This window comes from Neobacillus solisequens (assembly GCF_051233465.1).
Classification (GTDB): Bacteria; Bacillota; Bacilli; order Bacillales; family Cytobacillaceae; genus Neobacillus.
In genome coordinates this window covers 26,522-52,119 of the sequence record NZ_JBKFGJ010000014.1, presented here as the reverse complement: position 1 = coordinate 52,119, position 25,598 = coordinate 26,522, and the positions used below count along the sequence as shown (strand labels likewise).

The 25,598-nt window shown below is 39.5% G+C and carries 26 protein-coding genes; 25 read left to right on the top strand and 1 reads right to left on the bottom strand.

All coding sequences use genetic code 11. From position 1 onward, the window contains the following. The first annotated feature begins 89 nt into the window (after positions 1 to 89). The 11 genes from spoIIP (at position 90) to mtaB (ending at position 12,977) form a co-directional block, all read left to right on the top strand. A complete protein-coding gene (gene spoIIP / locus ACI3K6_RS14710) occupies positions 90 to 1,289 on the top strand; it encodes a stage II sporulation protein P (protein ID WP_435555410.1) in 1,200 nt (399 codons plus the stop codon). A 21-nt stretch (positions 1,290 to 1,310) separates the two neighbouring features. Continuing rightward, on the top strand, positions 1,311 to 1,637 hold the full coding sequence (locus ACI3K6_RS14705) for a DUF3679 domain-containing protein (RefSeq protein WP_335480326.1): 327 nt from the start codon (positions 1,311 to 1,313) through the stop codon (positions 1,635 to 1,637). 116 nt (positions 1,638 to 1,753) lie between these two features. After that, on the top strand, positions 1,754 to 3,589 hold the full coding sequence (gene lepA / locus ACI3K6_RS14700) for a translation elongation factor 4 (protein WP_435555409.1): 1,836 nt from the start codon (positions 1,754 to 1,756) through the stop codon (positions 3,587 to 3,589). Between the two features lie 78 nt (positions 3,590 to 3,667). After that, complete coding sequence (gene hemW / locus ACI3K6_RS14695; protein ID WP_435555408.1) at positions 3,668 to 4,813, top strand: radical SAM family heme chaperone HemW; 1,146 nt, start codon at positions 3,668 to 3,670, stop codon at positions 4,811 to 4,813. Between the two features lie 106 nt (positions 4,814 to 4,919). Further along, the gene (gene hrcA / locus ACI3K6_RS14690) at positions 4,920 to 5,948 is read left to right on the top strand and encodes a heat-inducible transcriptional repressor HrcA (protein ID WP_435555407.1); all 1,029 of its coding nucleotides are present in this window, start codon (positions 4,920 to 4,922) and stop codon (positions 5,946 to 5,948) included. A gap of 108 nt (positions 5,949 to 6,056) precedes the next feature. After that, positions 6,057 to 6,647: a nucleotide exchange factor GrpE gene (gene grpE, locus ACI3K6_RS14685; protein ID WP_435555406.1), complete on the top strand. Its 591-nt coding sequence runs from the start codon at positions 6,057 to 6,059 to the stop codon at positions 6,645 to 6,647. A 31-nt stretch (positions 6,648 to 6,678) separates the two neighbouring features. Beyond that, a complete protein-coding gene (gene dnaK / locus ACI3K6_RS14680) occupies positions 6,679 to 8,517 on the top strand; it encodes a molecular chaperone DnaK (protein WP_435555405.1) in 1,839 nt (612 codons plus the stop codon). A gap of 125 nt (positions 8,518 to 8,642) precedes the next feature. Then, positions 8,643 to 9,776 carry a molecular chaperone DnaJ gene (gene dnaJ, locus ACI3K6_RS14675; protein ID WP_435555404.1) on the top strand — a complete coding sequence of 378 codons (1,134 nt, stop codon included), beginning with the start codon at positions 8,643 to 8,645 and terminating at the stop codon, positions 9,774 to 9,776. Positions 9,777 to 9,794: 18 nt separating this feature from the next. Continuing rightward, positions 9,795 to 10,736, top strand: coding sequence for a 50S ribosomal protein L11 methyltransferase (gene prmA, locus ACI3K6_RS14670; RefSeq protein ID WP_335480341.1), 942 nt, complete (start codon positions 9,795 to 9,797; stop codon positions 10,734 to 10,736). A 109-nt stretch (positions 10,737 to 10,845) separates the two neighbouring features. Further along, positions 10,846 to 11,595: a 16S rRNA (uracil(1498)-N(3))-methyltransferase gene (locus tag ACI3K6_RS14665; RefSeq protein WP_435555403.1), complete on the top strand. Its 750-nt coding sequence runs from the start codon at positions 10,846 to 10,848 to the stop codon at positions 11,593 to 11,595. Between the two features lie 8 nt (positions 11,596 to 11,603). Beyond that, on the top strand, positions 11,604 to 12,977 hold the full coding sequence (mtaB, locus tag ACI3K6_RS14660; protein WP_335480345.1) for a tRNA (N(6)-L-threonylcarbamoyladenosine(37)-C(2))-methylthiotransferase MtaB: 1,374 nt from the start codon (positions 11,604 to 11,606) through the stop codon (positions 12,975 to 12,977). Between the two features lie 850 nt (positions 12,978 to 13,827). On the opposite strand, the gene ACI3K6_RS14655 is transcribed toward mtaB, so the two are convergent. Next, a complete protein-coding gene (locus tag ACI3K6_RS14655; RefSeq protein ID WP_335478270.1) occupies positions 13,828 to 14,772 on the bottom strand; it encodes a Na/Pi symporter in 945 nt (314 codons plus the stop codon). 192 nt (positions 14,773 to 14,964) lie between these two features. Between ACI3K6_RS14655 and rpsU the strand changes: the two genes are divergently transcribed. From rpsU to ACI3K6_RS14585, 14 genes are all read left to right on the top strand, one after another. Further along, positions 14,965 to 15,138, top strand: a complete 174-nt coding sequence (gene rpsU / locus ACI3K6_RS14650) for a 30S ribosomal protein S21 (protein ID WP_003152957.1) — start codon at positions 14,965 to 14,967, stop codon at positions 15,136 to 15,138. Positions 15,139 to 15,151: 13 nt separating this feature from the next. Continuing rightward, the gene (locus ACI3K6_RS14645) at positions 15,152 to 15,598 is read left to right on the top strand and encodes a GatB/YqeY domain-containing protein (RefSeq protein ID WP_335478272.1); all 447 of its coding nucleotides are present in this window, start codon (positions 15,152 to 15,154) and stop codon (positions 15,596 to 15,598) included. Between the two features lie 127 nt (positions 15,599 to 15,725). Next, the gene (locus ACI3K6_RS14640) at positions 15,726 to 16,361 is read left to right on the top strand and encodes an NfeD family protein (RefSeq protein ID WP_335478274.1); all 636 of its coding nucleotides are present in this window, start codon (positions 15,726 to 15,728) and stop codon (positions 16,359 to 16,361) included. Positions 16,362 to 16,379: 18 nt separating this feature from the next. Then, positions 16,380 to 17,375, top strand: a complete 996-nt coding sequence (floA, locus tag ACI3K6_RS14635; RefSeq protein WP_335478276.1) for a flotillin-like protein FloA — start codon at positions 16,380 to 16,382, stop codon at positions 17,373 to 17,375. Positions 17,376 to 17,395: 20 nt separating this feature from the next. Beyond that, positions 17,396 to 17,812 (top strand): hypothetical protein, encoded by a 417-nt coding sequence (locus ACI3K6_RS14630; protein ID WP_335478278.1) that lies wholly within the window; start codon positions 17,396 to 17,398, stop codon positions 17,810 to 17,812. A gap of 86 nt (positions 17,813 to 17,898) precedes the next feature. Then, a complete protein-coding gene (yqfC, locus tag ACI3K6_RS14625; protein WP_435555402.1) occupies positions 17,899 to 18,201 on the top strand; it encodes a sporulation protein YqfC in 303 nt (100 codons plus the stop codon). After that, a complete protein-coding gene (yqfD, locus tag ACI3K6_RS14620) occupies positions 18,198 to 19,394 on the top strand; it encodes a sporulation protein YqfD (RefSeq protein ID WP_335478282.1) in 1,197 nt (398 codons plus the stop codon). Before yqfC ends, yqfD begins: the two co-directional genes overlap by 4 nt. Beyond that, positions 19,391 to 20,359 carry a PhoH family protein gene (locus ACI3K6_RS14615; RefSeq protein WP_435555401.1) on the top strand — a complete coding sequence of 323 codons (969 nt, stop codon included), beginning with the start codon at positions 19,391 to 19,393 and terminating at the stop codon, positions 20,357 to 20,359. Before yqfD ends, ACI3K6_RS14615 begins: the two co-directional genes overlap by 4 nt. A 150-nt stretch (positions 20,360 to 20,509) precedes the next feature. Continuing rightward, on the top strand, positions 20,510 to 22,675 hold the full coding sequence (locus tag ACI3K6_RS14610; RefSeq protein WP_435555400.1) for an HD family phosphohydrolase: 2,166 nt from the start codon (positions 20,510 to 20,512) through the stop codon (positions 22,673 to 22,675). Then, complete coding sequence (gene ybeY / locus ACI3K6_RS14605) at positions 22,672 to 23,139, top strand: rRNA maturation RNase YbeY (RefSeq protein ID WP_335478286.1); 468 nt, start codon at positions 22,672 to 22,674, stop codon at positions 23,137 to 23,139. The genes ACI3K6_RS14610 and ybeY overlap by 4 nt, the downstream gene beginning before the upstream one ends. Beyond that, on the top strand, positions 23,117 to 23,494 hold the full coding sequence (locus ACI3K6_RS14600; RefSeq protein WP_335478288.1) for a diacylglycerol kinase family protein: 378 nt from the start codon (positions 23,117 to 23,119) through the stop codon (positions 23,492 to 23,494). Before ybeY ends, ACI3K6_RS14600 begins: the two co-directional genes overlap by 23 nt. A 436-nt stretch (positions 23,495 to 23,930) precedes the next feature. Continuing rightward, entirely contained in the window at positions 23,931 to 24,359 is a 429-nt protein-coding gene (locus tag ACI3K6_RS14595) for a cytidine deaminase (RefSeq protein ID WP_435555399.1), read from the top strand. Continuing rightward, positions 24,349 to 25,272 (top strand): GTPase Era, encoded by a 924-nt coding sequence (era, locus tag ACI3K6_RS14590; RefSeq protein ID WP_435555398.1) that lies wholly within the window; start codon positions 24,349 to 24,351, stop codon positions 25,270 to 25,272. Before ACI3K6_RS14595 ends, era begins: the two co-directional genes overlap by 11 nt. 154 nt (positions 25,273 to 25,426) lie before the next feature. After that, positions 25,427 to 25,570, top strand: coding sequence for a YqzL family protein (locus ACI3K6_RS14585; RefSeq protein ID WP_335478293.1), 144 nt, complete (start codon positions 25,427 to 25,429; stop codon positions 25,568 to 25,570). Positions 25,571 to 25,598: the final 28 nt, after the last annotated feature.

Below are 25,598 nucleotides of genomic sequence, written 5' to 3'. Positions count from 1 at the left end.
GATTCCCTCTTAAAAAATCAAAATATGTGGTTCTACCTATTCTAGTAATTTCATATGAATTACTAGAAACAAAATTGAGAGGTGGAACCATGAGAGACAAATCAACTGGTACCTTTATATTACTTAAAGGAACCAGCGTACTTAAAGTTGCAGCATCCCTACTATTGTTTATGGCATTTATTTTCTCTATCAGCGGCATCTTAACCTCGCTGAAACCTCAATACAGACTATCATCGTCCTCAGTCAATCAGGCAGCCACCAATATAAACGGGGAACTTCTCTATCAATTAATGGGCTGGGAAAACCATCAATTTTTAACAGTGAAGCATAATTTTGAAGTACCTACGCTTACTAACTTAGTATTTAAACTGTCTAGTAATATAAATTTGGATGATCCGCGCAGTCTTCTCGGCAGAGAACTGCCAGGCTTTTTTCAATTTGATGGAAAAATTCTTGTAGCGGGGGAAGGAACAAATTATACAAATATGCCGATAGAGTCATCTCCACCGGTTGAAATCATGAAAGCAGAACAGGAAGCGGCTTTACAAAATGTAGATTCGATTGAAGAACCATCAAATGGAAATTCTTCCTCACCACCGGGACAAACAACAGGAAATCGAAAAGTGGTTTATCTTTATTTTACGCACAACCGCGAATCCTATTTACCATATCTGAAAGGCGTTACTGATTCAGATAATGCCTACCATTCACAAATCAATGTGACAAAGGTCGGTGAACACTTAAAATCAAGTCTTGAAAATAGAGGAATTGGAACGTTTGTAGACAAAACAGATATAAATGCTAATTTAAATAAAAAGGGATGGAAATTCTGGCGATCTTATGACGAATCTAGAACCGTTGTACAAGCGGCAATGGCTTCAAACCGCGATTTGCACTATTTTATCGATATACATCGGGATTCTCAGCGTAAGGACAAAACAACCGTTTCAATTAATGGCAAATCATATGCAAAACTAGCGTTTATAATTGGTGGAAAAAATCCAAACTATGAAAAGAATGCTAAATTTGCTACCGAACTCCATAACCTGTTAGAGAAAAAATATAAAGGCCTTAGCAGAGGGATTATTATTAAAAATGAACCTGGATCAAATAGCATATACAACCAAAACCTTTCTGACAATGCCATCCTGATCGAATTTGGCGGTGTAGATAACAACTTTGATGAATTAAATCGCTCCGCAGATGCACTTGCCGACGTGTTTAGTGAATATTTCTGGCAGGCGGAGAAGGTCAATCAGCACAGCAATCAGCCTACGGATAAACAATAGAAGTGAAGGGGGCGTTTCCAAATGAAAATGTTTATGGTTAAAAGCATTCTGGTCGTAGCGCTCATGTTTATCTCTGTATTAACTGGTATGGAACTCGCCAATAATGGAATTCATAAAATGAAAGGGTACAATGATCCGAATCTAGGAAATGCAGTTTCCATAAATGAAAAAGATAAAGATTTTAGTGCCACCTTTTTAGGTAATAATATCTCTAGTCATGACTTATCCGCCAAAAAGAAACGGCTGGAGGAACTCAATGCTTTTAATTTCTTTTCATCCATGGGAAAAAAAATGTCGGAAGGTTTGACAAATGCATCGGGAAAACTAATTGAAAAAATAGCTGAATAAATGGAACCAGCGTGCCTCAAGGGGGGCGCGCTTCCACTTTTCTAATTGAATCTTATTTTTCCTACTGATATAATCAAAAATAGTGTACAGGCGCGAGAGAAGTAGGAGTGAACGACATGAATAAAGAAAAAAGACTCGAAAGACAATCTAAAATAAGAAATTTCTCGATTATTGCGCATATTGACCACGGGAAATCCACGCTGGCAGATCGCATATTAGAAAAAACAAACGCCCTTTCCTCTCGGGAAATGAAGGACCAGCTATTAGATTCAATGGATCTTGAACGTGAACGCGGTATTACCATTAAGCTGAATGCAGTTCAATTAAAATATAAAGCCAAAGATGGAGAAGAATATATCTTCCATTTAATTGATACTCCAGGACACGTCGATTTCACGTATGAAGTTTCCCGGAGCCTTGCTGCTTGTGAAGGAGCTATACTGGTAGTAGACGCTGCGCAAGGAATTGAGGCACAGACATTGGCGAATGTCTATTTGGCTTTGGATAATGACCTGGAGATTTTACCTGTCATCAATAAAATTGACTTACCAAGTGCAGATCCAGAACGCGTGCGCAATGAAATCGAGGATGTCATTGGCTTAGATGCCACAGAAGCAGTTCTTGCTTCTGCAAAAGCAGGTATCGGGATTGAAGAAATCTTGGAACAAATCGTTGAAAAAGTACCAGCACCGCCCGGAGATCCTGAGGCTCCATTAAAGGCCTTAATCTTTGATTCACTCTATGATGCCTATCGGGGTGTGGTCGCCTATATTCGTGTAGTAGAAGGCACGGTAAAAGTCGGTGACAAAATCAAAATGATGGCTACTGGAGCAGAATTTGAAGTCAATGAGGTTGGTGTTTTCACACCAAAAGCGGTGCTTCGCGACGAGTTATCTGTAGGTGATGTAGGATTTTTAACAGCTTCCATTAAAAATGTCGGAGATACCCGTGTAGGGGATACCATCACCAATGCAAAAAATGGTGCAACCGAGCCGCTTCCTGGTTATCGAAAGTTAAATCCAATGGTTTACTGCGGCTTGTATCCGATTGATACGGCGAAGTTTAATGATCTGAGAGAAGCACTCGAAAAGCTTCAGTTAAATGATTCCGCTCTGCAATTTGAGCCGGAAACGTCTCAAGCTTTAGGTTTTGGCTTCCGTTGCGGTTTCTTAGGACTTCTCCATATGGAAATTATCCAGGAAAGAATTGAACGGGAATTTAAAATTGATTTGATTACCACTGCACCAAGCGTTATTTATCATGTACACATGACAGACGGTACACAAATCAAGGTTGATAACCCATCCAATATGCCGGATCCACAGAAAATTGATCGGGTTGAAGAGCCATATGTAAAAGCCACCATGATGTCACCGAATGATTATGTTGGAGCTATCATGGAGCTTTGTCAGCTAAAACGGGGCATTTTTATTGATATGCAATATCTGGATGAAAATCGAGTCAGCATTATCTATGAAATACCACTGGCAGAAATTGTTTACGATTTCTTTGATCAATTGAAGTCAAGCACCAGAGGCTATGCATCATTTGATTACGAACTAATTGGTTATAAACCATCCAAACTGGTTAAAATGGATATATTATTAAATGGTGAAACAGTCGATGCCCTCAGTTTTATTGTCCATAAAGATTTTGCTTATGAACGTGGTAAGGTCATTGTTGAAAAACTGAAGGAACTAATTCCAAGGCAGCAATTCGAAGTACCTGTACAGGCTGCTATTGGAACAAAGATTGTGGCTCGTTCATCGATTAAAGCCATGCGGAAAAACGTATTGGCAAAATGTTACGGCGGAGATATTTCTCGTAAACGTAAGCTTCTTGAAAAACAAAAAGAAGGGAAAAAGCGGATGAAACAGGTCGGTTCTGTTGAGGTTCCGCAAGAAGCGTTTATGGCCGTCTTAAAAATGGATGATAGCAATTCAAAAAAATAATATCTGACAAGGAGGTAAGGACAAACCTTTTAAGGTGGTGCCTGCCTCCTTTTGTTAATAAGACAGTAGGTGTGGAACATGATTAAATCAGCATATCTTCATATCCCCTTTTGTGAACAGATCTGCCATTATTGTGATTTTAACAAAGTCTTTTTAAAAGGGCAGCCTGTAGAGGAGTATCTTAAGACTTTGGAAAGGGAGATGCAGTTAACCTTACGTAAGTACCCGACAAATCACCTAGACACCATCTTTGTAGGTGGAGGGACACCGACGTCCTTAAATGAACAGCAGTTAGAACAGTTATGTGATAGTATCCTCCGGAACTTGCCTAGATCAGAATCGTTAGAATTTACCTTTGAAGCCAATCCAGGTGATTTGTCTGCCCAGAAGTTACAAATATTAAAGGAAGCGGGCGTAAATCGCATTAGTCTTGGTGTGCAAACGTTTAATGATGAATTGCTGCAAAAAATCGGCCGAATTCATCGTGCCAAAGATGTTTATCAAACGATTGAAAAAGCAAAACAAGTCGGTTTTGAGAATATTAGTATAGATCTCATTTTCAGTCTTCCGACACAAACTTCCCAGGATTTTAAAGATTCTTTAACAGCCGCGTTTTCACTAGATCTGCCGCATTATTCTGCTTATTCTCTAATCATTGAACCGAAGACCGTTTTTTATAATTTAATGAAAAAAGGGAAGTTGCTAACCCCAGGAGAAGATACTGAAGCGCAAATGTATGAAATGTTGATGGAGGAAATGGAAAAGCACGGATACCACCAATATGAAATCAGTAATTTTTCAAAGAAAGGCTATGAAAGTAAACATAATCTAACCTATTGGAATAACGAAAATTATTTTGGGTTCGGTGCGGGGGCTCATAGTTATCTTGGAGAGGTAAGGCGGTCAAATATTGGTCCGATAAAAAAATATATGGATACCCTATTAAATAGTCAATTACCTGTATTTGAGACTCATAAGGTTTCGACTGGCGAACAAATGGAGGAAGAGATGTTTTTGGGCTTACGGAAGGCGAAGGGGGTTTCCATTCAACATTTTATGGAGAAATTTGACCGGGATCCTCGAGTACTTTTTAAAAAAGAATTGGCAGACTTAGTCGAAAAACAGTGGATAAAAGTGACCGAAGATGAGATTTATTTAACCAATAAGGGCCGTTTATTAGGGAATGAGGTCTTCCAATCATTTCTAGGTGTAGTCTTGAATTGAACGCCTGTTATTCCGTTCTTTTTGATTGACACCATTGCCCCTTTTTGATAATTTATTAATATAATTAGCACTCGTCATTAATGAGTGCTAACAGAGGTGATGTATGTTGTTAACAGATCGTCAATTGTTAATCCTTCAGGTTATTGTTGATGACTTTATTCGATCTGCACAACCTGTCGGCTCTAGGAGTTTGTCGAAAAAAGATGAAATTTCGTTTAGTTCTGCGACCATTCGAAATGAAATGGCTGACCTAGAAGAAATGGGTTTTATCGAAAAGCCTCACACTTCTTCAGGTAGGGTTCCATCTGAAAAAGGGTATCGATACTATGTCGACCATTTGCTTACGCCTCAGGCTTTAACAAGGCAAGATGTAAACGTAATTCAATCCATTTTTGCAGAGCGAATTTTTGAATTCGAAAATATCATTCAAAAATCTGCAAGGATTCTATCAGAGTTAACGAACTATACATCCATTGTTCTCGGTCCGGCAACAAGTGTCAATAAGCTGAAAAAAATTCAAATCATCCCTTTAAACCAAGAAACGGCAGTTGCCATCTTTGTAACCGATACTGGTCATGTAGAAAATAAAACCTTTTCCCTGCCTTCCTCTGTTCATGCAGGTGATTTTGAAAAGACAGTAAATATTTTAAATGAGCGATTGACCGGAGTGCCGTTAGAGGACTTAAATGATAAGATTTACAAAGAAGTGGCAATGATGTTAAGGCAGCATATTCATAATTATGATTTGATGATGCATACCCTTGGGCAGCTTTTAAAAATGCCGGTATCTGAAAAGCTTTTCTTTGGTGGTAAAACAAATATGTTAAGTCTCCCGGAATTTCACGATATAACCAAGGTTCGCAACTTATTGAACATCATGGACCAGGAAGAATGGATTGCGAATTTGAGAAAACACTCAAAAGGAATTCATGTGAAAATCGGCAGTGAAAATCAAAATAGCGCAATGGAAGAATGCAGCCTGATCACAGCCACGTACTCGGCTGGAGAGGAAAAGCTTGGAACTATTGCTATCCTTGGTCCTACAAGAATGGAATATTCACGGGTGATCGGTTTACTTCGTATTCTTAGTCATGATCTAACAACAGTTTTAACCAAATTGTATCAAAATAAATAGCACTGGTAATATTGAGTAAGGGTGAAATCATCAATATTTCACCCCTATTACCATGGATGTGTTATTGATTTATAATATACGAATAACCCTTTAAGGGAGGTGAGCAAGTTGACAAAAGAAACGAATAATATGGTAAATGAAGAAATGGAAGAGAAGCAAAACCTTCAAGAAGAGAATACAACTGCCGAAGGTGCCGTGGAGACGGAAGAGAACCAGCCAGAAGTGGAAGTCAATCCTTTGGAAGAAAAGCTTCAAGAAATTAAATTATTAAAAGAACAGCTGGAAGCGGCTGATAATAGATACTTACGCCTACAGGCTGATTTTGATAACTTTCGCCGTCGTACTCGCTTGGAGCAAGAAGCAAGTGAAAAATATCGCGCGCAAAAACTCGCAACCGATTTACTTCCGGCACTAGATAACTTTGAAAGAGCAATGCAAATGGAAGCAGAAAATGAACAAACGAAGTCATTACTTCAAGGTATGGAAATGGTTTATCGCAGTTTAGTAGATGCTCTAAAAAAAGAAGGCGTCGAACCAATTGAAGCCGTTGGTAAAGAATTTGATCCACATCAGCATCATGCCGTGATGCAGGGAGAAGATTCCAACTTTGGCTCCAATGTTGTGATAGATGAATTCCAAAAAGGATACCTATTAAAAGATCGAGTGATCCGACCTTCAATGGTGAAAGTGAATTTGTAGGTCTACATAAAATTAAAGGAGGAACATGGTAATGAGTAAAATTATCGGTATTGACCTCGGTACAACAAACTCCTGTGTGGCTGTACTTGAGGGTGGAGAACCTAAAGTAATTCCAAATCCGGAAGGAAACCGCACAACTCCATCTGTTGTTGCATTCAAAAATGGGGAACGCCAAGTTGGGGAAGTTGCTAAACGCCAGGCGATTACAAATCCAAATACAATTATGTCCATTAAACGTCATATGGGGACAACATATAAAGAAGAAATTGAGGGTAAACAATATACTCCGCAAGAAATTTCAGCTATCATTCTTCAATATTTGAAGTCATATGCAGAAGATTATCTCGGAGAGCCTGTAACCAAAGCGGTTATTACAGTACCAGCATATTTTAATGATGCTGAGCGTCAAGCGACTAAAGATGCCGGGAAGATTGCCGGTCTTGAAGTGGAGCGTATTATCAACGAGCCAACAGCAGCAGCCCTTGCTTATGGCCTAGATAAGACAGATCAAGATCAAACTATTTTAGTTTATGACCTTGGCGGCGGTACGTTTGATGTGTCCATCCTTGAATTAGGCGATGGTGTATTCGAAGTAAAAGCTACTGCAGGTGACAACCGTCTTGGCGGTGACGATTTTGACCAAGTAATCATTGATTACCTCGTTGATCAATTTAAGAAAGAAAACGGTATTGACCTGTCACAAGATAAAATGGCATTACAGCGTCTAAAAGATGCAGCTGAGAAGGCGAAAAAAGATTTATCAGGGGTAACAACAACTCAAATTTCCTTGCCGTTTATCACTGCAGGAGCTGCAGGTCCGTTGCACCTTGAAGTTTCTATGACAAGAGCCAAATTCGATGAATTAACGGCACATCTTGTAGAGCGTACAATGGGACCAACTCGTCAAGCATTAAGTGATGCGGGCTTAACAGCTGCTGATATCGATAAAATCATTCTTGTTGGTGGTTCAACTCGTATCCCAGCTGTACAAGAAGCGATTAAAAAAGCAACAGGTAAAGAGCCACATCGCGGCGTTAACCCTGATGAAGTCGTGGCAATGGGAGCAGCCATCCAGGGCGGTGTTATCACTGGAGATGTAAAGGATGTTGTTTTACTTGACGTTACTCCATTATCACTTGGAATTGAAACAATGGGTGGCGTATTTACAAAGTTAATTGATCGGAATACAACAATCCCAACTTCAAAATCGCAAGTATTTTCTACAGCTGCCGATAATCAAACTGCAGTTGACATTCACGTTCTTCAAGGAGAGCGTCCAATGGCAGCCAATAACAAAACATTAGGTCGTTTCCAATTAGCGGATATTCCTCCGGCTCCACGTGGTATTCCGCAAATCGAGGTTACATTTGATATCGATAAAAACGGAATCGTAAATGTTCGTGCAAAAGACCTTGGGACAAATAAAGAACAACAAATTACAATTAAATCTTCAACGGGTCTATCAGATGAAGAAATTCAAAAAATGGTTCGCGAAGCAGAAATGAATGCGGATGCTGATAAGCAGAAGAAAGACGAAGCAGAATTGCGTAATGAAGCAGACCAGCTTGTTTTCACTACTGAAAAAACATTAAAAGATCTAGAAGGCAAAGTAGACGCTGCTGAAGTGGCAAAGGCAAATGATGCCAAAGATGCTTTAAAACAAGCAATTGAGAAAAATGATTTAGTTGAAATGCGTGAGAAAAAAGATGCTCTCCAGCAGATTGTTCAAGATTTATCCGTAAAGCTTTATGAACAAGCTGCTCAACAGACACAAGCACAAGAGGGAGCTCAACAAGACGGAGCAACCTCAGCAGGCAAAAATGACAATGTCGTTGATGCTGATTTTGAAGAGGTTAAAGACGAGAAATAAAAAGCGTCACCCTATTTGTCATGAAAAAGTCAAAGTCAGTCACGGGGCTTTGGCTTTTTTATTGCAATTGCCTTAATTAAGGTGTTACAATAACCTTTATGTGAATGAATTCGGGAGTGGTAATCATGAGTAAACGAGATTACTATGAGGTGCTGGGGGTAAGCAAGGGCGCCTCAAAAGATGAAATAAAGAAAGCTTATCGAAAGTTATCGAAACAATATCATCCTGATATAAATAAAGAGGCGGATGCAGCTGAGAAGTTTAAAGAAATTGCTGAAGCCTATGAAATTTTAAGTGATGATCAAAAAAGGGCGCAATACGATCAATTTGGGCATACCGATCCGAACCAGGGCTTTGGTGGCTTCGGTGGCGGTGATTTTGGTGGCGGCTTCGGCGGCTTTGAAGACATTTTCAATACGTTTTTTGGTGGCGGGGGTTCACGGAGAAGAGACCCTAATGCCCCGAGACAAGGGGCAGATCTTCAATATACAATGACTATTTCATTTGAAGAGGCTGCTTTTGGAAAAGAAACGGATATTGAAATTCCGCGTGAAGAAACGTGCGAAACGTGTCATGGATCAGGTGCAAAACCAGGAACAAATCCAGAAACATGTAAGCATTGTAATGGATCAGGTCAAGTAAGTGTAGAACAGAATACTCCATTTGGCCGTATTGTGAATCGAAGAACCTGCCAACACTGTAACGGAACAGGGAAAGAAATTAAGCAAAAATGTTCAACCTGTGGCGGTATGGGTAAAGTAAAAAAACGCAGAAAAATACATGTCAAAATTCCTGCAGGTATTGATGATGGTCAACAGCTTCGCCTATCTGGTCAGGGTGAAGCAGGTGTTAATGGCGGTCCTGCTGGAGATCTTTATGTAGTCTTCCATGTTCGTCAGCATGAATTCTTCGAACGAGATGGTGATGACATTTACTGTGAAATGCCGATTACCTTTGTTCAAGCAACATTGGGGGATGAAATTGAAGTTCCAACGATTCATGGTAAGGTTAAACTTAAAGTCCCTGCAGGAACTCAAACAGGTACTAAATTCCGCCTCCGTGGCAAGGGTGTACCAAACGTCCGTGGTTATGGAGTGGGGGATCAACATATTTTGGTGCGTATTATTACTCCTACAAAATTGAATGATAAACAGAAACAGTTGCTCCGTGAATTTGCTGAAGCTAGTGGTTCAGCTCCGCTCGGAGATCATGAAGAAAGCTTTTTCTCTAAAGTAAAACGAGCATTTAAAGGCGAATAAGGATTGGAGTTGGCAGATATGAAATGGTCTGAAATAAGTATTCACACAACCAATGAAGCGATCGAACCGATTTCTAATATTTTGCACGAGGCTGGTGCGAGCGGCGTAGTCATTGAAGACCCATTTGAGTTAACAAAGGAAAGACAAGATCAATTCGGAGAAATCTACCAACTCAATCCAGATGATTATCCGGAAGAGGGTGTCATCGTAAAAGCCTATTTGCCGGTGAATAGTTTTTTAGGCGAAACGGTTGAGGCGATTAAAGAATCTATCAATAACCTGATTATTTTTGATATTGATTTGGGTTTGAATAAAGTTACCATTAGTGAAGTGAATGAAGAAGAATGGGCAACCGCCTGGAAAAAGTATTATAACCCGGTTAAGATATCTGAGCGATTCACGATTGTCCCGACTTGGGAAATTTATCATCCAGTCAGTACGGATGAATTAATTATTGAATTGGATCCCGGCATGGCCTTTGGAACTGGAACACATCCGACAACGGTAATGTGTATTCAGGCATTGGAACGGTCGGTAAAACCAGGTGACCGCGTGATTGATGTCGGAACTGGTTCCGGGGTTTTGAGTATCGCTGCAGCAATGCTTGAAGCTGAAGATGTGAGGGCTTATGATCTTGATGAAGTAGCTGTTACGCAGGCAAAGCTAAACATAAAGCTAAATAAAGTCAACAATCTTGTCACTGTATCGCAAAACAACCTGCTTGATGGAGTGGAAGAAAACTCTTCAGATGTGATTGTTGCGAATATTTTAGCTGAGGTCATTTTGAGATTTACTGATTCAGCTGCAAGTGTCTTAAAGCCTGGTGGTTTATTTATTACCTCAGGAATCATTCAGCCAAAGAAAGATCAGGTAAAAGAAGCATTAATCGATGCCGGTTTTGAAATCATTGAAACGATCTTAATGGAAGATTGGGTTGCAATGATTGCAAAGAAGAAATAAATTGCTGAAAAGGGGTGTTTAATCCCCTTTTTTTACGTTAATTAACTTTTAAATTGTTAGCTGATTTAGTAAAATAAAGAGTAAAATGTTTTTAGAGAGGGTGCGTCGTGTGCAACGCTACTTTGTTAATCAACGAACAAATGAGGATCAATTTTTGATAAGCGGGGATGACAGGCATCATATTGTCAAGGTAATGCGCATGCAAATGGGTGATCAGATTATTTGTGTTGATCCGGACGGCAAGCAGGCTGTATGCAGGCTTGCAGAAATTACCGATGAAAGAGTCGTTGCAGACGTTGTACAATGGAAGGAAGAGAATTCTGAGCCCCCAATAAAGATCACTATCGCAAGCGGTCTGCCAAAAGGAGACAAGCTTGAATGGATTATTCAAAAAGGAACGGAGCTTGGGGCACATAAGTTTATTCCATTTTCGGCTGCACGATCAGTTGTGAAATGGGATGAAAAAAAAGCAGCAAAGAAAATAGAAAGATGGCAAAAGATTGCCAAAGAAGCTGCTGAACAGTCTCATCGTAATAGGATTCCAGAAGTTTCTGATCAAATGAGTTTTAAGGAATTGCTTATTCATAGCAAGAATTATGATTATAGATTAGTTGCCTTCGAAGATGAAAGCCGAAATGGTGAGGTTTCAGTCTTCTCAAGCATCCTAAGGAAAATGCAAAAAGGGGAATCCCTTCTGATTGTATTTGGCCCTGAAGGCGGGTTAGCAAGTGAAGAGGTACAGCTTTTAAAAGATCATGATTTCCATCCGTGCGGCTTAGGGCCGCGTATTTTAAGAACGGAAACGGCGCCTTTATATGCTTTAGCGGCGGTTTCCTATCATTTTGAATTACTGAGGTGAAAACACAAATGCCAACAGTTGCATTTCATACACTTGGATGCAAAGTTAACCATTATGAAACAGAAGCCATTTGGCAATTGTTTAAACAAGAAGGTTATGACCGGGTTGATTTTGAATCAATTTCAGATGTATATGTCGTAAATACCTGTACCGTTACAAATACAGGTGATAAAAAAAGTCGCCAAGTCATTAGACGGGCTGTAAGAAAAAATCCTGATGCAGTGATCTGTGTAACAGGATGTTATGCCCAGACTTCACCGGCTGAAATTATGGCCATTCCTGGCGTTGATATTGTTGTAGGTACACAGGATCGGGTTAAGATGCTTGATTATATTAACCAATACAAAGCAGAACGTCAGCCAATTAATGGTGTAGGCAATATTATGAAAAACCGTGTTTATGAAGAACTTGATGTACCAGCGTTTACAGATAGAACGCGTGCATCTCTTAAAATCCAAGAGGGATGCAACAATTTCTGTACTTTCTGTATCATTCCTTGGGCTCGTGGCTTAATGAGATCACGTGATCCACAGGAAGTTATTCGTCAGGCACAACAACTTGTAGAAGCCGGTTATAAGGAAATTGTATTAACGGGAATTCATACAGGTGGCTATGGCGAGGATATGAAAGACTATAATCTAGCCATGTTGCTTCGTGATTTGGAAGCAGAGGTAAAAGGATTAGAACGACTGCGGATTTCTTCGATCGAAGCAAGCCAAATTACCGATGAAGTCATCGAAGTAATCAAGCAATCCAATATTGTTGTCCGTCATTTGCATATTCCCATCCAATCTGGTTCAAATACGGTATTAAAGCGGATGCGCCGCAAATACACGATGGAATTTTTTGCAGAGAGATTGGACCGCTTGAAAGAAGTGCTTCCAGGTCTAGCGGTAACGTCTGACGTCATTGTTGGCTTCCCTGGTGAGACAGAAGAGGAATTCATGGAGACTTATAATTTTATAAAAGATCATAAATTCTCTGAGTTGCATGTGTTCCCATATTCTAAGCGGACAGGTACTCCTGCAGCAAGGATGGAAGACCAGATCGATGAAGAAATTAAAAACGATAGAGTCCACCGCTTAATTACTCTTTCTGATCAATTAGCGAAGGAATACGCTTCCCAATTCGAAGGTGAAGTCCTAGATGTCATCCCGGAAGAGGAATATAAAGAAGGAGAGACTTCTGGCCTTTATATGGGGTATACCGACAATTACCTACGAGTCGTTGTCCCAGCTACCGAAGATATGATCGGAAAAATAGTTAAAGTGAAAATTACAAAAGCCGGCTATCCATACAACGAAGGACAATTTGTCCGAGTTGTGGAGGATACGGCACTCCTAAAAGATGAAGTATTTACAAAAGAAGAAGCAGCTATGTAAAAAAAGGACCAGTTTGGTCCTTTTTTTGATTAGGGTAAAGGGGATTCAATATGATGAAAGACAATTGAGTTAAATACCCTGCTCCAAGTGTCCTTCATGCAGGTGATGAAAACCAAAACGAGAAGGCCCCCGGCACCCAAGTGTCCTTCAAGCAGGTGATGAAAACCAAAACGAGAAGGCCCCCGGCCACAAGTGTTCTTCATGCTGATGGTGAAAGCAAAAACGAGTAGGCACCAGGTTCCAACTGTCCTTCAAGCAGGTGATGAAAATCAAAACGAGAAGGCTCCCGGCACCCAATTGTCCTTCATGCAGGTGATGAAAACCAAAACGAGAAGGCCCCCGGCACCTAAGTGTCCTTCATGCAGGTGATGAAAACCAAAACGAGAAGGCCCCCGGCCACAAGTGTTCTTCATGCTGATGGTGAAAGCAAAAACGAGTAGGCACCAGGTTCCGACTGTCCTTCATGCAGGTGATGAAAACCAAAACGAGAAGGCCCCCGGCACCTAAGTGTCCTTCATGCAGGTGATGAAAACCAAAACGAGAAGGCCCCCGGCCCCCAAGTGTCCTTCATGCAGGTGATGAAACCAAAACGAGTAGGCATCAGGCACCCAAGTGTCCTTCATGCTGATAGTGAAAACCAAAACGAGAAGGCACCAGGTACCTAATTGTCCTTCATGTAGGTGATGAAAACCAAAACGAGTAGGCACCAGGTTCCAACTGTCCTTCATACAGGTGATGAAAACCAAACCTAGTAGGCCCCCGGCATCTAAATGTCCTTCATGCTAGAGATGAAAGACAAAAACAATAAGAGTCCCCGTTCTATTATCTTACAACCCATTTTACCCCTGGTTCACTTCACAACTGGATTCCTCGGCCGACGATCATGCAAGAATAAAATCATCTCGCCGAACTTATTGGCAAACGGCAAAACCATCAAGGAAGACACTACATTAAAGATGACACTGATATGTGCTAATTGAACTTCCACTCTGCTTGCCAGAAGAGGTGCATACATCGTTAAAAAAGGAATAAGTGGAATAAATACCAAAACCCCAAAAACATTTAGCCAGACGTGGGCAAAGGCTGCTAGTCTAGATTCTGCACCACCTCCAACCGAAGCAATCACAGCTGTAATACAAGTACCGATATTTGCCCCTAACACAATAGCAATGCCTGCATCAAGCTGAAGCAGTCCAGCGGTCAAAAAGCCCATGGTTATCCCAGTCATGGCTGTACTCGATTGAATGATAGCCGTAATAATTGCCCCGGTTATTAAGCTTAATAATATATTGTCATTAATCGATAGGATAAATGAATGAATAAATCCCATTGAGGTTAAAGGTTGAGCCAGCATTTCGAACCCTTTCATTGCGGTAAAAACAGAGGCAATTCCCAACAGTAGCATACCGATACTTCTGGACTTTTTATTGGGAAACAAAATTAAAAATGCGCCTGTGATAGCGAGTGGCATCAGAATGGTATCCAAATTAAACGTAATTAACTCCGTTTTAAAGGTTGTTCCAATATTGGTTCCTAAAATAATGCCGATTGATTGAGGAAATGTCATAATTTTGGCTGAAATTAACCCTATGGTAATAACCATAACCGCCGAGCTACTTTGTAACAACGCCGTTATAAAGGTACCTGTTAACATACCCTTAAATGGTGTTTTCGTTAATTTGATCAGCCATGTTTTAAGGTTCTTGGCTGATAAATTAAATAAACCAAACCGAATAATCATCATTCCAAAAATAAATAATAAAATGCAAAGAATAAATAATAGTATGTATAGCATGTCTAGACCTCCTTTCCATTCATTCTATGGTCTAAGGGATAGGGACATGCCATAATTAAGCCCGGGCAAACAATTTTGTATAAAAAATCGAGAGACTGCGAATTTCAGTTGACCTTGTTTAAAGGTTATATTATAATTGCATGGTACATGGATTGATGTAAGTGTGTTGTGTTTCGGAGGGAGGGAAAGAGGATGTCTAAAACCGTCGTTCGTAAAAACGAATCGCTTGAAGATGCTCTTCGTCGCTTCAAACGTTCTGTATCAAAAACTGGTACTTTGCAAGAGGCAAGAAAGCGCGAATTCTACGAAAAGCCAAGTGTAAAACGTAAGAAAAAGTCTGAAGCAGCAAGAAAACGTAAGTTTTAAGAGGGTGTATTAAATGAGTCTTCTCGAGCGTTTAAATAATGATATGAAACAAGCGATGAAAAGTAAGGAAAAAGACAAACTGTCAGTTATTCGGATGATTAAAGCTTCCATGCAAAACGAGGCGATTAAGCTTGGTGTAAAAGAGCTATCCGAATCTGATGAGTTAACGATCCTTTCTCGCGAATTAAAACAACGCAAAGACTCCCTCCATGAGTTTGATAAAGCCGGTCGTCCAGACTTGGTTGAAAAATTGCGTACAGAATTGACAATTGTCGAACTGTATATGCCGAAACAGCTTTCCGAAGAGGAACTATCAGAAATAGTAAAAGAAACTATTGCTGAAGTCGGTGCAAAATCAAAAGCGGAAATGGGAAAAGTGATGTCTGCTATTATGCCTAAAGTTAAGGGTAAAGCAGATGGAGCACTTGTAAATAAATTTGTACAACAACACCTTTCATAGTATTCTGACGTTAAGATCACAGGTTTTTTAAGCCTGTGATCTTTTATTTTTTTAAGGAATATATTGAAACCTTTTAGAGATATTAACGTAAATCATTATGTTAAATAAAACAGAAGGGGGGGTACGGATGACTGAATTATTAACGAACCCACTCGTAATAACCTTGCTCTTATCTGTGGCAGGAATCAGTATGGTCCTACAGTTGTTTTCGCCAAAGTTTGGAATTACCGGTATCATTGGGATTTTGGCGCTCGTTCTATTCTTTTATGGTCATTATCAGGCAGGTTTGACTGGATACGGTACATTCTTATTATTTATCATGGGGATGGTCCTAATCTTTTTGGAATTTTTCCTTCCGGGGGCAGTTGCCGGGACACTTGGCGTCATTGCGTTAATTTTAAGTCTGTTTCTGGCAGGGGATAATACCATACAAATGGGGATTTCAATTATTATTGCAATAGCAGTGTCCATTGCGGTTTTCTTTATAATGATTAGAGTCCTTGGGAAAAAACTTGTTCTATTAAATAAAATGGTCTTGGAAGATTCAGCCCGAAAGGAAGACGGGTATGTCACTAATATTAACCGTACTGACTTGCTAGGAAAGGAAGGGATTACCCTAACAATTTTGCGGCCATCTGGGACGGTTATTATGGGTAATGAACGAATTGATGTCGTTACCGAAGGAGATTTTATTGAAAAGGACATGAAAGTAAAGGTAATAAAAGTTGAAGGCGCGCGTATTGTCGTCAGGGAAGTTAGATAAAAGGAGGTCATTTAGACCATGGATGTAGTTTCAGGAGGTTCTATTTTTGTCATTGCCATTGTTGTCATTGCATTAATCTTCTTAGGAATTTTATTATCGTTTGTACCCGTTATGCTATGGATTTCAGCCCTTGCAGCAGGTGTTAAAATCAGTATTTTTACTCTGGTTGGAATGAGACTGCGAAGAGTTATTCCGGGACGTGTTGTCAATCCGCTGATCAAGGCTCATAAGGCCGGGTTAAATGTAACCACTAATCAGCTTGAAAGTCACTATCTTGCTGGTGGTAACGTAGATCGTGTGGTTAATGCTCTTATTGCTGCGCATCGTGCCAATATCGAATTAACATTTGAACGTTGTGCCGCAATTGACCTAGCTGGCCGTGATGTATTACAGGCTGTGCAAATGAGTGTTAATCCTAAAGTTATTGAAACGCCGTTTATAGCCGGTGTTGCTAAAAATGGTATCGAGGTAAAGGCAAAAGCAAGGATTACCGTGCGGGCTAATATAGACCGTCTCGTAGGGGGGGCCGGTGAAGAAACCGTTGTAGCCCGTGTTGGTGAAGGGGTTGTTTCAACAATTGGTTCATCGGAAAGTCATAGTACTGTTTTAGAAAACCCTGACCTTATTTCTCAAACGGTATTATCAAAAGGGCTAGATGCTGGGACAGCTTTTGAGATCCTATCGATTGATATTGCCGATGTGGATATCGGTAAGAACATTGGGGCAGAATTGCAAACTGAACAAGCAGAGGCTGATAAGAGAATTGCCCAGGCAAAGGCAGAAGAACGAAGAGCTATGGCTGTAGCTTCTGAACAAGAAATGAAAGCCAGGGTACAGGAAATGAGAGCGAAGGTTGTGGAAGCAGAAGCGACAGTACCTCTGGCAATGGCTGAAGCTTTAAAGTCAGGTAATATCGGCGTAATGGATTACTTAAACCTTAAAAATATCTCAGCAGATACAGATATGAGAGGATCGATAGGCAAAATGACTGGCGATAAAAAGGATAACCAGTAAAACAAAAGGAGTGGTGAAAGTTGGAGACACTAATCCTTTTCATTGTAATTGGGATTCTCTCCGCCATTTTTGGGAAAAACAGCAAACAGGTTCAGAAAAGCAAGCCTTTTGTTCCGAAACGGATGGAGGATGTCCGAACTTTGTTTGAATCAGTACCACCTAAAACCGCTCAAGTTGAACAGGATAATGCTCCTGTAACCAGATTAGAGGAACAGTACTTTCAGACAAAGGCAGAATTAGAAGATGCAAAGATTCCTATCAAAACTCCTGAAAAGCCAATTGGTCGAATGAGGATGACTCAAAAGGCTGAACAGAAGAAGGAACAGCCTGTTCCTATTGATTCACCAGATTCTCAAACTGTACTAAACGGAATCATTTGGTCAGAAATTCTCGGAGAACCCCGCTCGAAAAAACCGCACTTTTCTGGGAGAAGGTAAAACATAACCAAAGTCTTAAATCGAAAAAATGGTGCTAGAACTTCTTTTCATTTCATAAATATGAGATGAAAGGGGGTTCTTTTTTTATGGCAAAAAACTGGGGCAGTAAAGTTCGCAGCTGGATGGCTAAAAAAATGGATCTACCTCAAGATGTCATGATGGATTTACCCCGAATTACCATGATTGGACAAATCCATATATATATCGAAAATCACCGTGGGCTGTTGGCATTTACGGATAAAGAATTGCGGCTGCTGTTAAAACAAGGGCAGCTGTTAATAAAAGGCAGTTCTTTTGTGATCAAAACGATATTACCTGAAGAAATTCTACTTGAGGGGAAAATTGATCAAGTCATTTATATAAGTGAAAATCCAGGAGGAGCAGAATGAAGAACCAGTGGATTGAATTTTTATTTGGCATCGTTACAGTTAAGGTTACAGGCAAGGGATTAGAACGCTTTTTAAATGTGCTAACAAGGAATGGGCTTTATATTTGGCATGTTAGGAGGCATGGGACTGAAACTATTACTTTTAAAATAAGGCTTACTGAAGCCAAAAGCATCCGCCACTATGCCCGCAAAAGCGGCTGCAAAATTTCTTTTTTAAGAAGGAGCGGATCTCCATTTTTATTAAAAAGAATGTTGAAAAATAGCGGGTTTTTAATTGGAATTGGTCTTTTTCTATTTATGATTTTTTTACTGTCCAATGTCATTTGGGGGATCGAGATTAAAGGAGCAAAGCCTGCCACTGAATATCAAATTCGAAAAGAATTGGACAAGATGGGTGTGAAAATCGGTAAATTTCAATTTTCTGTCGATAATGTAGAAGCCATTCAAAGAAATTTAACCAATAATATTGGTGCACTAACATGGGTTGGTGTGGAGTTAAAAGGGACAACCTATCATCTTCAGGTAGTTGAAAAAAACCAGCCAAAAAGTCCGGAAACGCTGTCTCCTCAGAATTTGATCGCAAAAAAGAAAGCTGTAATCGTTGGAACCTATATTGAACAGGGGCAAAAGATGGTAGATATAAATGATCACGTCGAACAAGGACAATTGTTAGTGTCTGGTGAAATTGGAAAGGAAGGTTTACAGCCAGAATTAGTTGCAGCAAAAGGTGAAGTTTGGGGGGAAACTTGGTATAAGAGTCACGTGGAATTGCCTTATAAAACGAAATTTAATGTGTATAGCGGAAAAGAAAAACAGAAATATTCACTGGTATTTTGGAATTTGGAAGTGCCGGTTTGGGGATTTGGAAAACCCGAGTATTCCAACTATGTAACGGAAAAAAATGTTCATCGGCTTCACTTTCTTAAATGGGAACTTCCCATTTCGTTTATGGACAAAACTATTAGGGAACGGGAAGAATATGTACGTTCGTATACGAGAAGTGAAGCACAAGCCATGGCCATAAAATTAGCGAAAAAAGAAATAAAAAGCCACTTAGATGAAGAAGCTAAGATTAAAGATGAAAAAATTTTACATGAATCAGAAAAAAATGGTAAAGTTATACTGGACATTCATTTTAAAATCATTGAAAACATTGCGGTCGGGCAACCGATTTCCAAGGAGACTCATGAATGACAGAAAAATTAACTACTATTAGTGTACAACTTGAAAATCCGGCAGAAGCCATTGTTTTACTGGGAAATTCAGACCAAAATTTAAAAATATTTGATCAGGAACTTTCTGTATCGATCATAACTAGAGGCGAATCCGTCAGTCTTTCGGGGAATGCGGACCATGTAGCGCTAGCAGGTCAGGTTCTTGATAAATTGATGGTCGTTATTCGCAAGGGTGTTACCATAAGTCAAAGGGATGTACTCTATGCTATTCAAATGGCAAAAAGTGGAACGCTTGATTATTTTGTCAATTTATACGAAGAAGAGATTGGAAAGAATATTAAAGGAAAAACCATTCGAATCAAAACATTAGGTCAAAGACATTATGTGACTGCAATAAAAAAGAATGACCTTGTGTTTGGAATTGGTCCAGCTGGAACAGGCAAAACCTATCTTGCGGTAGTAATGGCAGTAAATGCGTTAAAAAATGGTCAGGTTAATAAAATTATTTTAACTCGTCCGGCGGTTGAGGCGGGAGAAAGTCTAGGATTCTTACCTGGCGATTTAAAAGAGAAAGTGGACCCTTATCTTAGACCTTTATATGATGCATTGCATGATGTGTTTGGGGCAGAGCATACACAACGGCTAATGGAGAGAGGTACGATTGAAATTGCTCCTCTTGCCTATATGCGAGGTCGAACATTAGATGATGCCTTTGTTATCTTGGATGAAGCTCAAAATACTACTCATGCACAAATGAAAATGTTTTTAACTAGGCTAGGCTTTGGTTCCAAAATGGTCATTACAGGTGACCAGACGCAGATCGATTTGCCAAAGGGTGCTAAGTCCGGATTGGTAGAAGCAGAAAAAATACTGCAGGGTGTTAACGGTATATCTATTGTTTATTTAGAGCAAAGTGATGTAGTACGTCATCCATTAGTTGCAAAAATTATTAATGCCTACGAAAAAACTCCGAAACTAACTTAGCTCGGGTAAAGGGACGCCAAGTGGTCGATCCCTTTTTTGTGCTTAATCTCTTTTTATAAAGATGAAACTTAGTGGAAAAACTGTTATTATTTTACATAAGCAAAAACATTCTTTATAAATACTTAATAGTGCTGTGGCTGGAGGGATATCGTGGATAAACTACAGCAAAATTTCATTCGGGTCAGAAAGTTGCTTGACATTACCTTTTTTCGTATTTTATTTTTTGTATTACTTGGAATTGCCCTGTATGGAGGGTTGTTCAGTAATGTTAAGCCAGAAAAAATGGATATTAGCCTATTTTCTGTTGCAGAAAAAACCATACGTTCTCCAGGAACAGTAGAAGATAAGAAAAGTACCGAGAAGAAACGGGAAGAAGCGGCTGACCAGGTACAAGATGTTTATACCTTAAAAAAAGAATACACACAAAATCGCGTGGATTTAATTACCTCGATTTTTAATGCAGCAAGTGAAGTTAATGATGAAGTAAAAGAATCTGGCAAAAAGCAGGATGCCTCTTCAGCGGATCATCTCACAGAGGTCAGTATAGAAGACAAAGTATCGATGCTGAAGGGCAAGTTAACATCAACTGTAACCAAAGATCTATCTAATCTCGTTTTTACAGCCTTAGTACAGTCAGGGAAAGATGAGTTGTCCATTGCAAAGGATTTGACTGTCACTGCTATTAATAATGTGATGACAAAAAGAATCCCTTCTGACGAGGTCGAGAATGCCAAAAAGAGAGTAGAGGAAGAATTGCGCTACTCCACTTTAAATGATAATTTAAGGTCGGCTTCCATAGAACTGGGTAGATATGCCGTCATCCAAAATGAATTTTATGATCCTGCAGCGACTGAAGAGCTTCGTCAGCAAGCTTCCGAGAGTGTCGAGCCTGTAAAGATTCTTCAGGGGCAAATTATAGTTGAAGAAGGCGAATTAATAAACCAAGAAATATTTCGCCAATTAAAATTAGTCGGTTTGTTAAACAATGAAAAGGCTTATAAACCATTTATTGGTTTAGCAGTTTTGATCGTTATTTTCATAACAGCCTTATACTACTACTTCTATCAAATGAAATTGTTGCCAGAAAAGCGTCAAACCTTCTTACTGTTATTTGGGATTATTTTTATCATGACTATTGCCTTAATGAAGATTATGAGTTTACTTCAGGTCTATAACTATTCGTGGATTGGTTATCTGTTCCCTGCAACCATGGCGGGTTTATTACTAAAAATATTAATTGATGAAAAATTAGCGATTCTTTCGTCGATCATTTTTTCGATTTGTGGCAGTATCCTTTTCAACGAAGGTGTGACTGGAACCTTGAATTTTTCGGAAGGGATCTATATACTGTTCAGTGCGTTAGCCGGTATTCTTTTTTTGAGTAACCAAAATCACCGTTCCAAAATTTTGCAGGCAGGTCTTTTTGCGGCATTTATTAATCTAATGACCATCTTGGCCTTATTGTTTTTGCCAAATGGACAATTCTCCAGTGTGGAATACGGATACTTTTTTATAGCGGCACTTGTTTCAGGAATTGGTTCAGCTGTTTTAACTATTGGATTCCTGCCATTTTTTGAAGCAAGCTTTAGTATTCTTTCTACCATGAGATTGATTGAACTTTCAAATCCTAATCATCCGCTGTTGCGGAAAATCTTAATGGAGGCACCCGGCACTTACCATCATAGTGTTATGGTTGCAAATCTGGCAGAATCTGCCTGTGAGGCGATCGGTGCCAATGGACTTCTTGCTAGGGTGGGTAGTTACTATCATGATATTGGGAAAACGAGACGCCCGAATTTCTTTATCGAAAATCAATTGCACAGGGAAAATCCACATGACCGACTGACCCCTGAGAAAAGTGCCAATATCATCATTGCACACGTGCTGGATGGTGCGGCTATCTTAAAAAAAGATCATATGCCGAAAGAAATCATTGAAATCGCCGAACAGCATCACGGGACAAGTCTTTTGAAGTTCTTCTATCATAAAGCCATGCAAAACAATGCTGAAGTGAGGGAGGAAGATTTTCGATATCCAGGACCCAAAGCTCAGTCAAAAGAGTCAGCTGTTGTGGGGATTGCAGACAGTGTAGAGGCAGCTGTCCGCTCGTTAAACAACCCGACTCCTGAATTAATTGAAGATCTTGTTAGAAAAATTGTCTCTGATCGACTGCAGGATGGCCAATTAAATGAATGTGATTTGACACTTAAAGAGATTGAAACCGTATCACATACATTGTGTGAGACGTTAAAGGGTATTTTTCATTCTAGGATTGAATATCCTGAATTTACGAAAAAGGTTGTGAAGCAAGCATGACGTTAATCATCGATTCAACCGATGAAACCAATGAATTAACTAGTGAACAAATACTTGATATCGAAAGGCTGATTCATTTTGCAGCAAAAAAGCAAAATGTTGAAGATAGTGAGGTTTCCGTTACCTTTGTAACAAATGAAACCATCCAGGAAATAAACCGTGATTATCGTGATAAGAATGCTCCTACGGATGTCATTTCTTTTGCGATGGAAGAATTGGGAGAAGGGGAAGTAGAGTTGGTAGGTTCAGACATACCCCGTATCTTGGGAGATATTATCATATCGATTCCTAGAGCCAGGGAACAGGCAGAAGAATACGGACATTCATTTACCAGGGAGCTCGGTTTTTTGGCTATTCATGGGTTTTTACACCTTTTAGGGTATGACCACATGACAGAAGAGGATGAAAAAGAAATGTTTACCCTGCAAAAGGAAATTTTAGATGAGTATGGACTTAAACGGTAAGCATAAATCAAAATCAATTGTTCATTCTTTTTCCTACGCGATTACTGGGATCATAACGGCTGTTAAACAAGAAAGAAATATGCGTTTCCACTTAGTTAGTGCGATTATAGTCCTATTTCTTTCTATATATTTTTCCATTACAAAGATGGAGTGGCTTTTTGTCCTGTTTGCAATTGGTGGTATGCTGGTTTTAGAAATGTTAAACAGCGCCATCGAACGCGTCGTAGATCTCTCCACAACTGAGATTCACCCCCTTGCCAAACAGGCAAAGGATATGGCGGCCGGAGCGGTATTCTTATTCGCAATCCTGTCCATCGTAGTAGGATTATTTATTTTTTTACCGTATATTTTTTAGGCTGTGTTAAGAACAGTTTGATTTTTTTCCACTCTGTTGATTGGAGCGGAAGGTGCGATCCTCGAAAATGCTAACGCATTTCCTTCGTGCGTGGGTGAAATTCTAGGAAGAAAATCAATGTCCTGTGGGAGTACGGTTCTGGAGAGACCCCGCAGGCTCAAGCGCCGAGGAGGCTCGCCAAAACGCCCAAGAACCGCTTGCACCTAGAGCGGAAATTAACTGACAAGTTTAATAGCCTTTTTTTAAAAGCAAACTTATTGTGAAATGGTCATAAAGGGTTTGTAAAGCTGTTAATAATTCGTTAAAATAATTTCACAGAACAGCTGTCCCTTTAAAGTATTTTTACGAATATTTCAACAATTTAAAATTTTTTAATATTTTAATCTGAATGGTAATGATTTTCAGCGAATAATGATGTAAAATAAAGGAACAGCAAATGTTTTGCTGGAAAGGAAGAAGACTAGTGACGATTGAGCAACTAATTGAAGAAGCAAAAAAAGCTAGAGAAAAAGCCTATGTTCCTTATTCAAAATTTGGGGTAGGAGCAGCTCTTCTAACAACAGACGGAACATTGTACCATGGCTGCAATATTGAGAATGCGGCCTATAGTATGTGCAACTGCGCAGAACGAACAGCCTTGTTTAGTGCATATTCTAGGGGTGACCGTAATTTTAAAATGATGGCAGTTGTTGCCGATACAGAAAGACCTTGCTCACCATGCGGTGCATGTCGACAAGTGATTTCTGAGTTATGTCCTAGAGACATGAAAGTGATTTTAACAAATTTAAAAGGTGATATTCAGGAAATAACGGTAGAAGATTTATTGCCTGGTGCTTTTTCTCCGGAGGATCTAAATGTTAAGTAATGTAAACGATAACAAGGGTTACAAGTCAGGATTTATCTCCATTATTGGCCGTCCGAATGTTGGCAAATCAACATTTTTAAATCGGGTAATTGGTCAAAAGGTTGCCATCATGAGTGATAAACCGCAAACAACCCGCAACAAAATACAAGGCGTCTTATCACTCTCGGATGCCCAAATGGTTTTTATCGATACACCGGGAATTCATAAACCAAAACATAAATTAGGCGACTTTATGATGAAGGTTGCTCAAAATACACTAAAAGAAGTAGATCTCGTTCTATTTATGGTCAATGCCGAGGAAGGATTTGGTCGTGGAGAGGAATTCATTCTGGAAAAATTCCAATCCATTAACACCCCGGTCTTTCTTGTCATTAATAAAATTGACCAAATTCATCCCGATGAATTATTGCCAATCATTGATGCTTATAGGGAAAAGTATAATTTTCAAGAAGTAATCCCGATTTCAGCTTTACAAGGAAATAATGTAGACCGTCTTCTTGAACAAATTAAAATCATATTGCCTGAAGGACCGCAATATTATCCGGCAGATCAAGTTACAGACCATCCGGAACGATTTATTATTACGGAGTTAATTCGGGAAAAAGCCCTACATTTAACTAGAGAAGAGATTCCACATTCCTTAGCCGTTGTCATGGATAAATTAGAGCGGCAAGAAGGTAAGGATGTTATTCATATCATGGCAACGATTATTGTTGAACGTGACTCCCAAAAAGGAATCATAATCGGTAAAAAGGGCAGTATGCTTAAGGAAATCGGGATGCGTGCCCGTGTGGACATAGAGAACCTTTTAGGTTCAAAAGTGTTCCTTGAATTATGGGTTAAGGTCCAAAAGGATTGGCGTAATAAAATGTCTCAACTAAGAGAATATGGTTTTAATGAGGACGAATACTAAAAGTCACTTTAATAAAGTATTAACTAATATTTTAGAATATGCGTAAACTTTATTAACAAAATTTACGTATTATGATTTTTGCGTAGGCAGGCTATGATAAATATAAGGTTCGAGATTGTAAACGCTAGTCTAAATAGTGAAAGGTGGGGTTTTCATGTTGGATTTTACGTGGAAAGTATTTACCCAAACAGGTAATATTGACACATATCTTCTCTTTAAAGAGTTAGAGAAGGAAAATCAGGAAATACCCGGTAATCTGAATGATGAACTAGCACAAATCGATTTTCCTATTTCATAAGCAAGTCTCTTGCCTCGCAGGAAGGTGG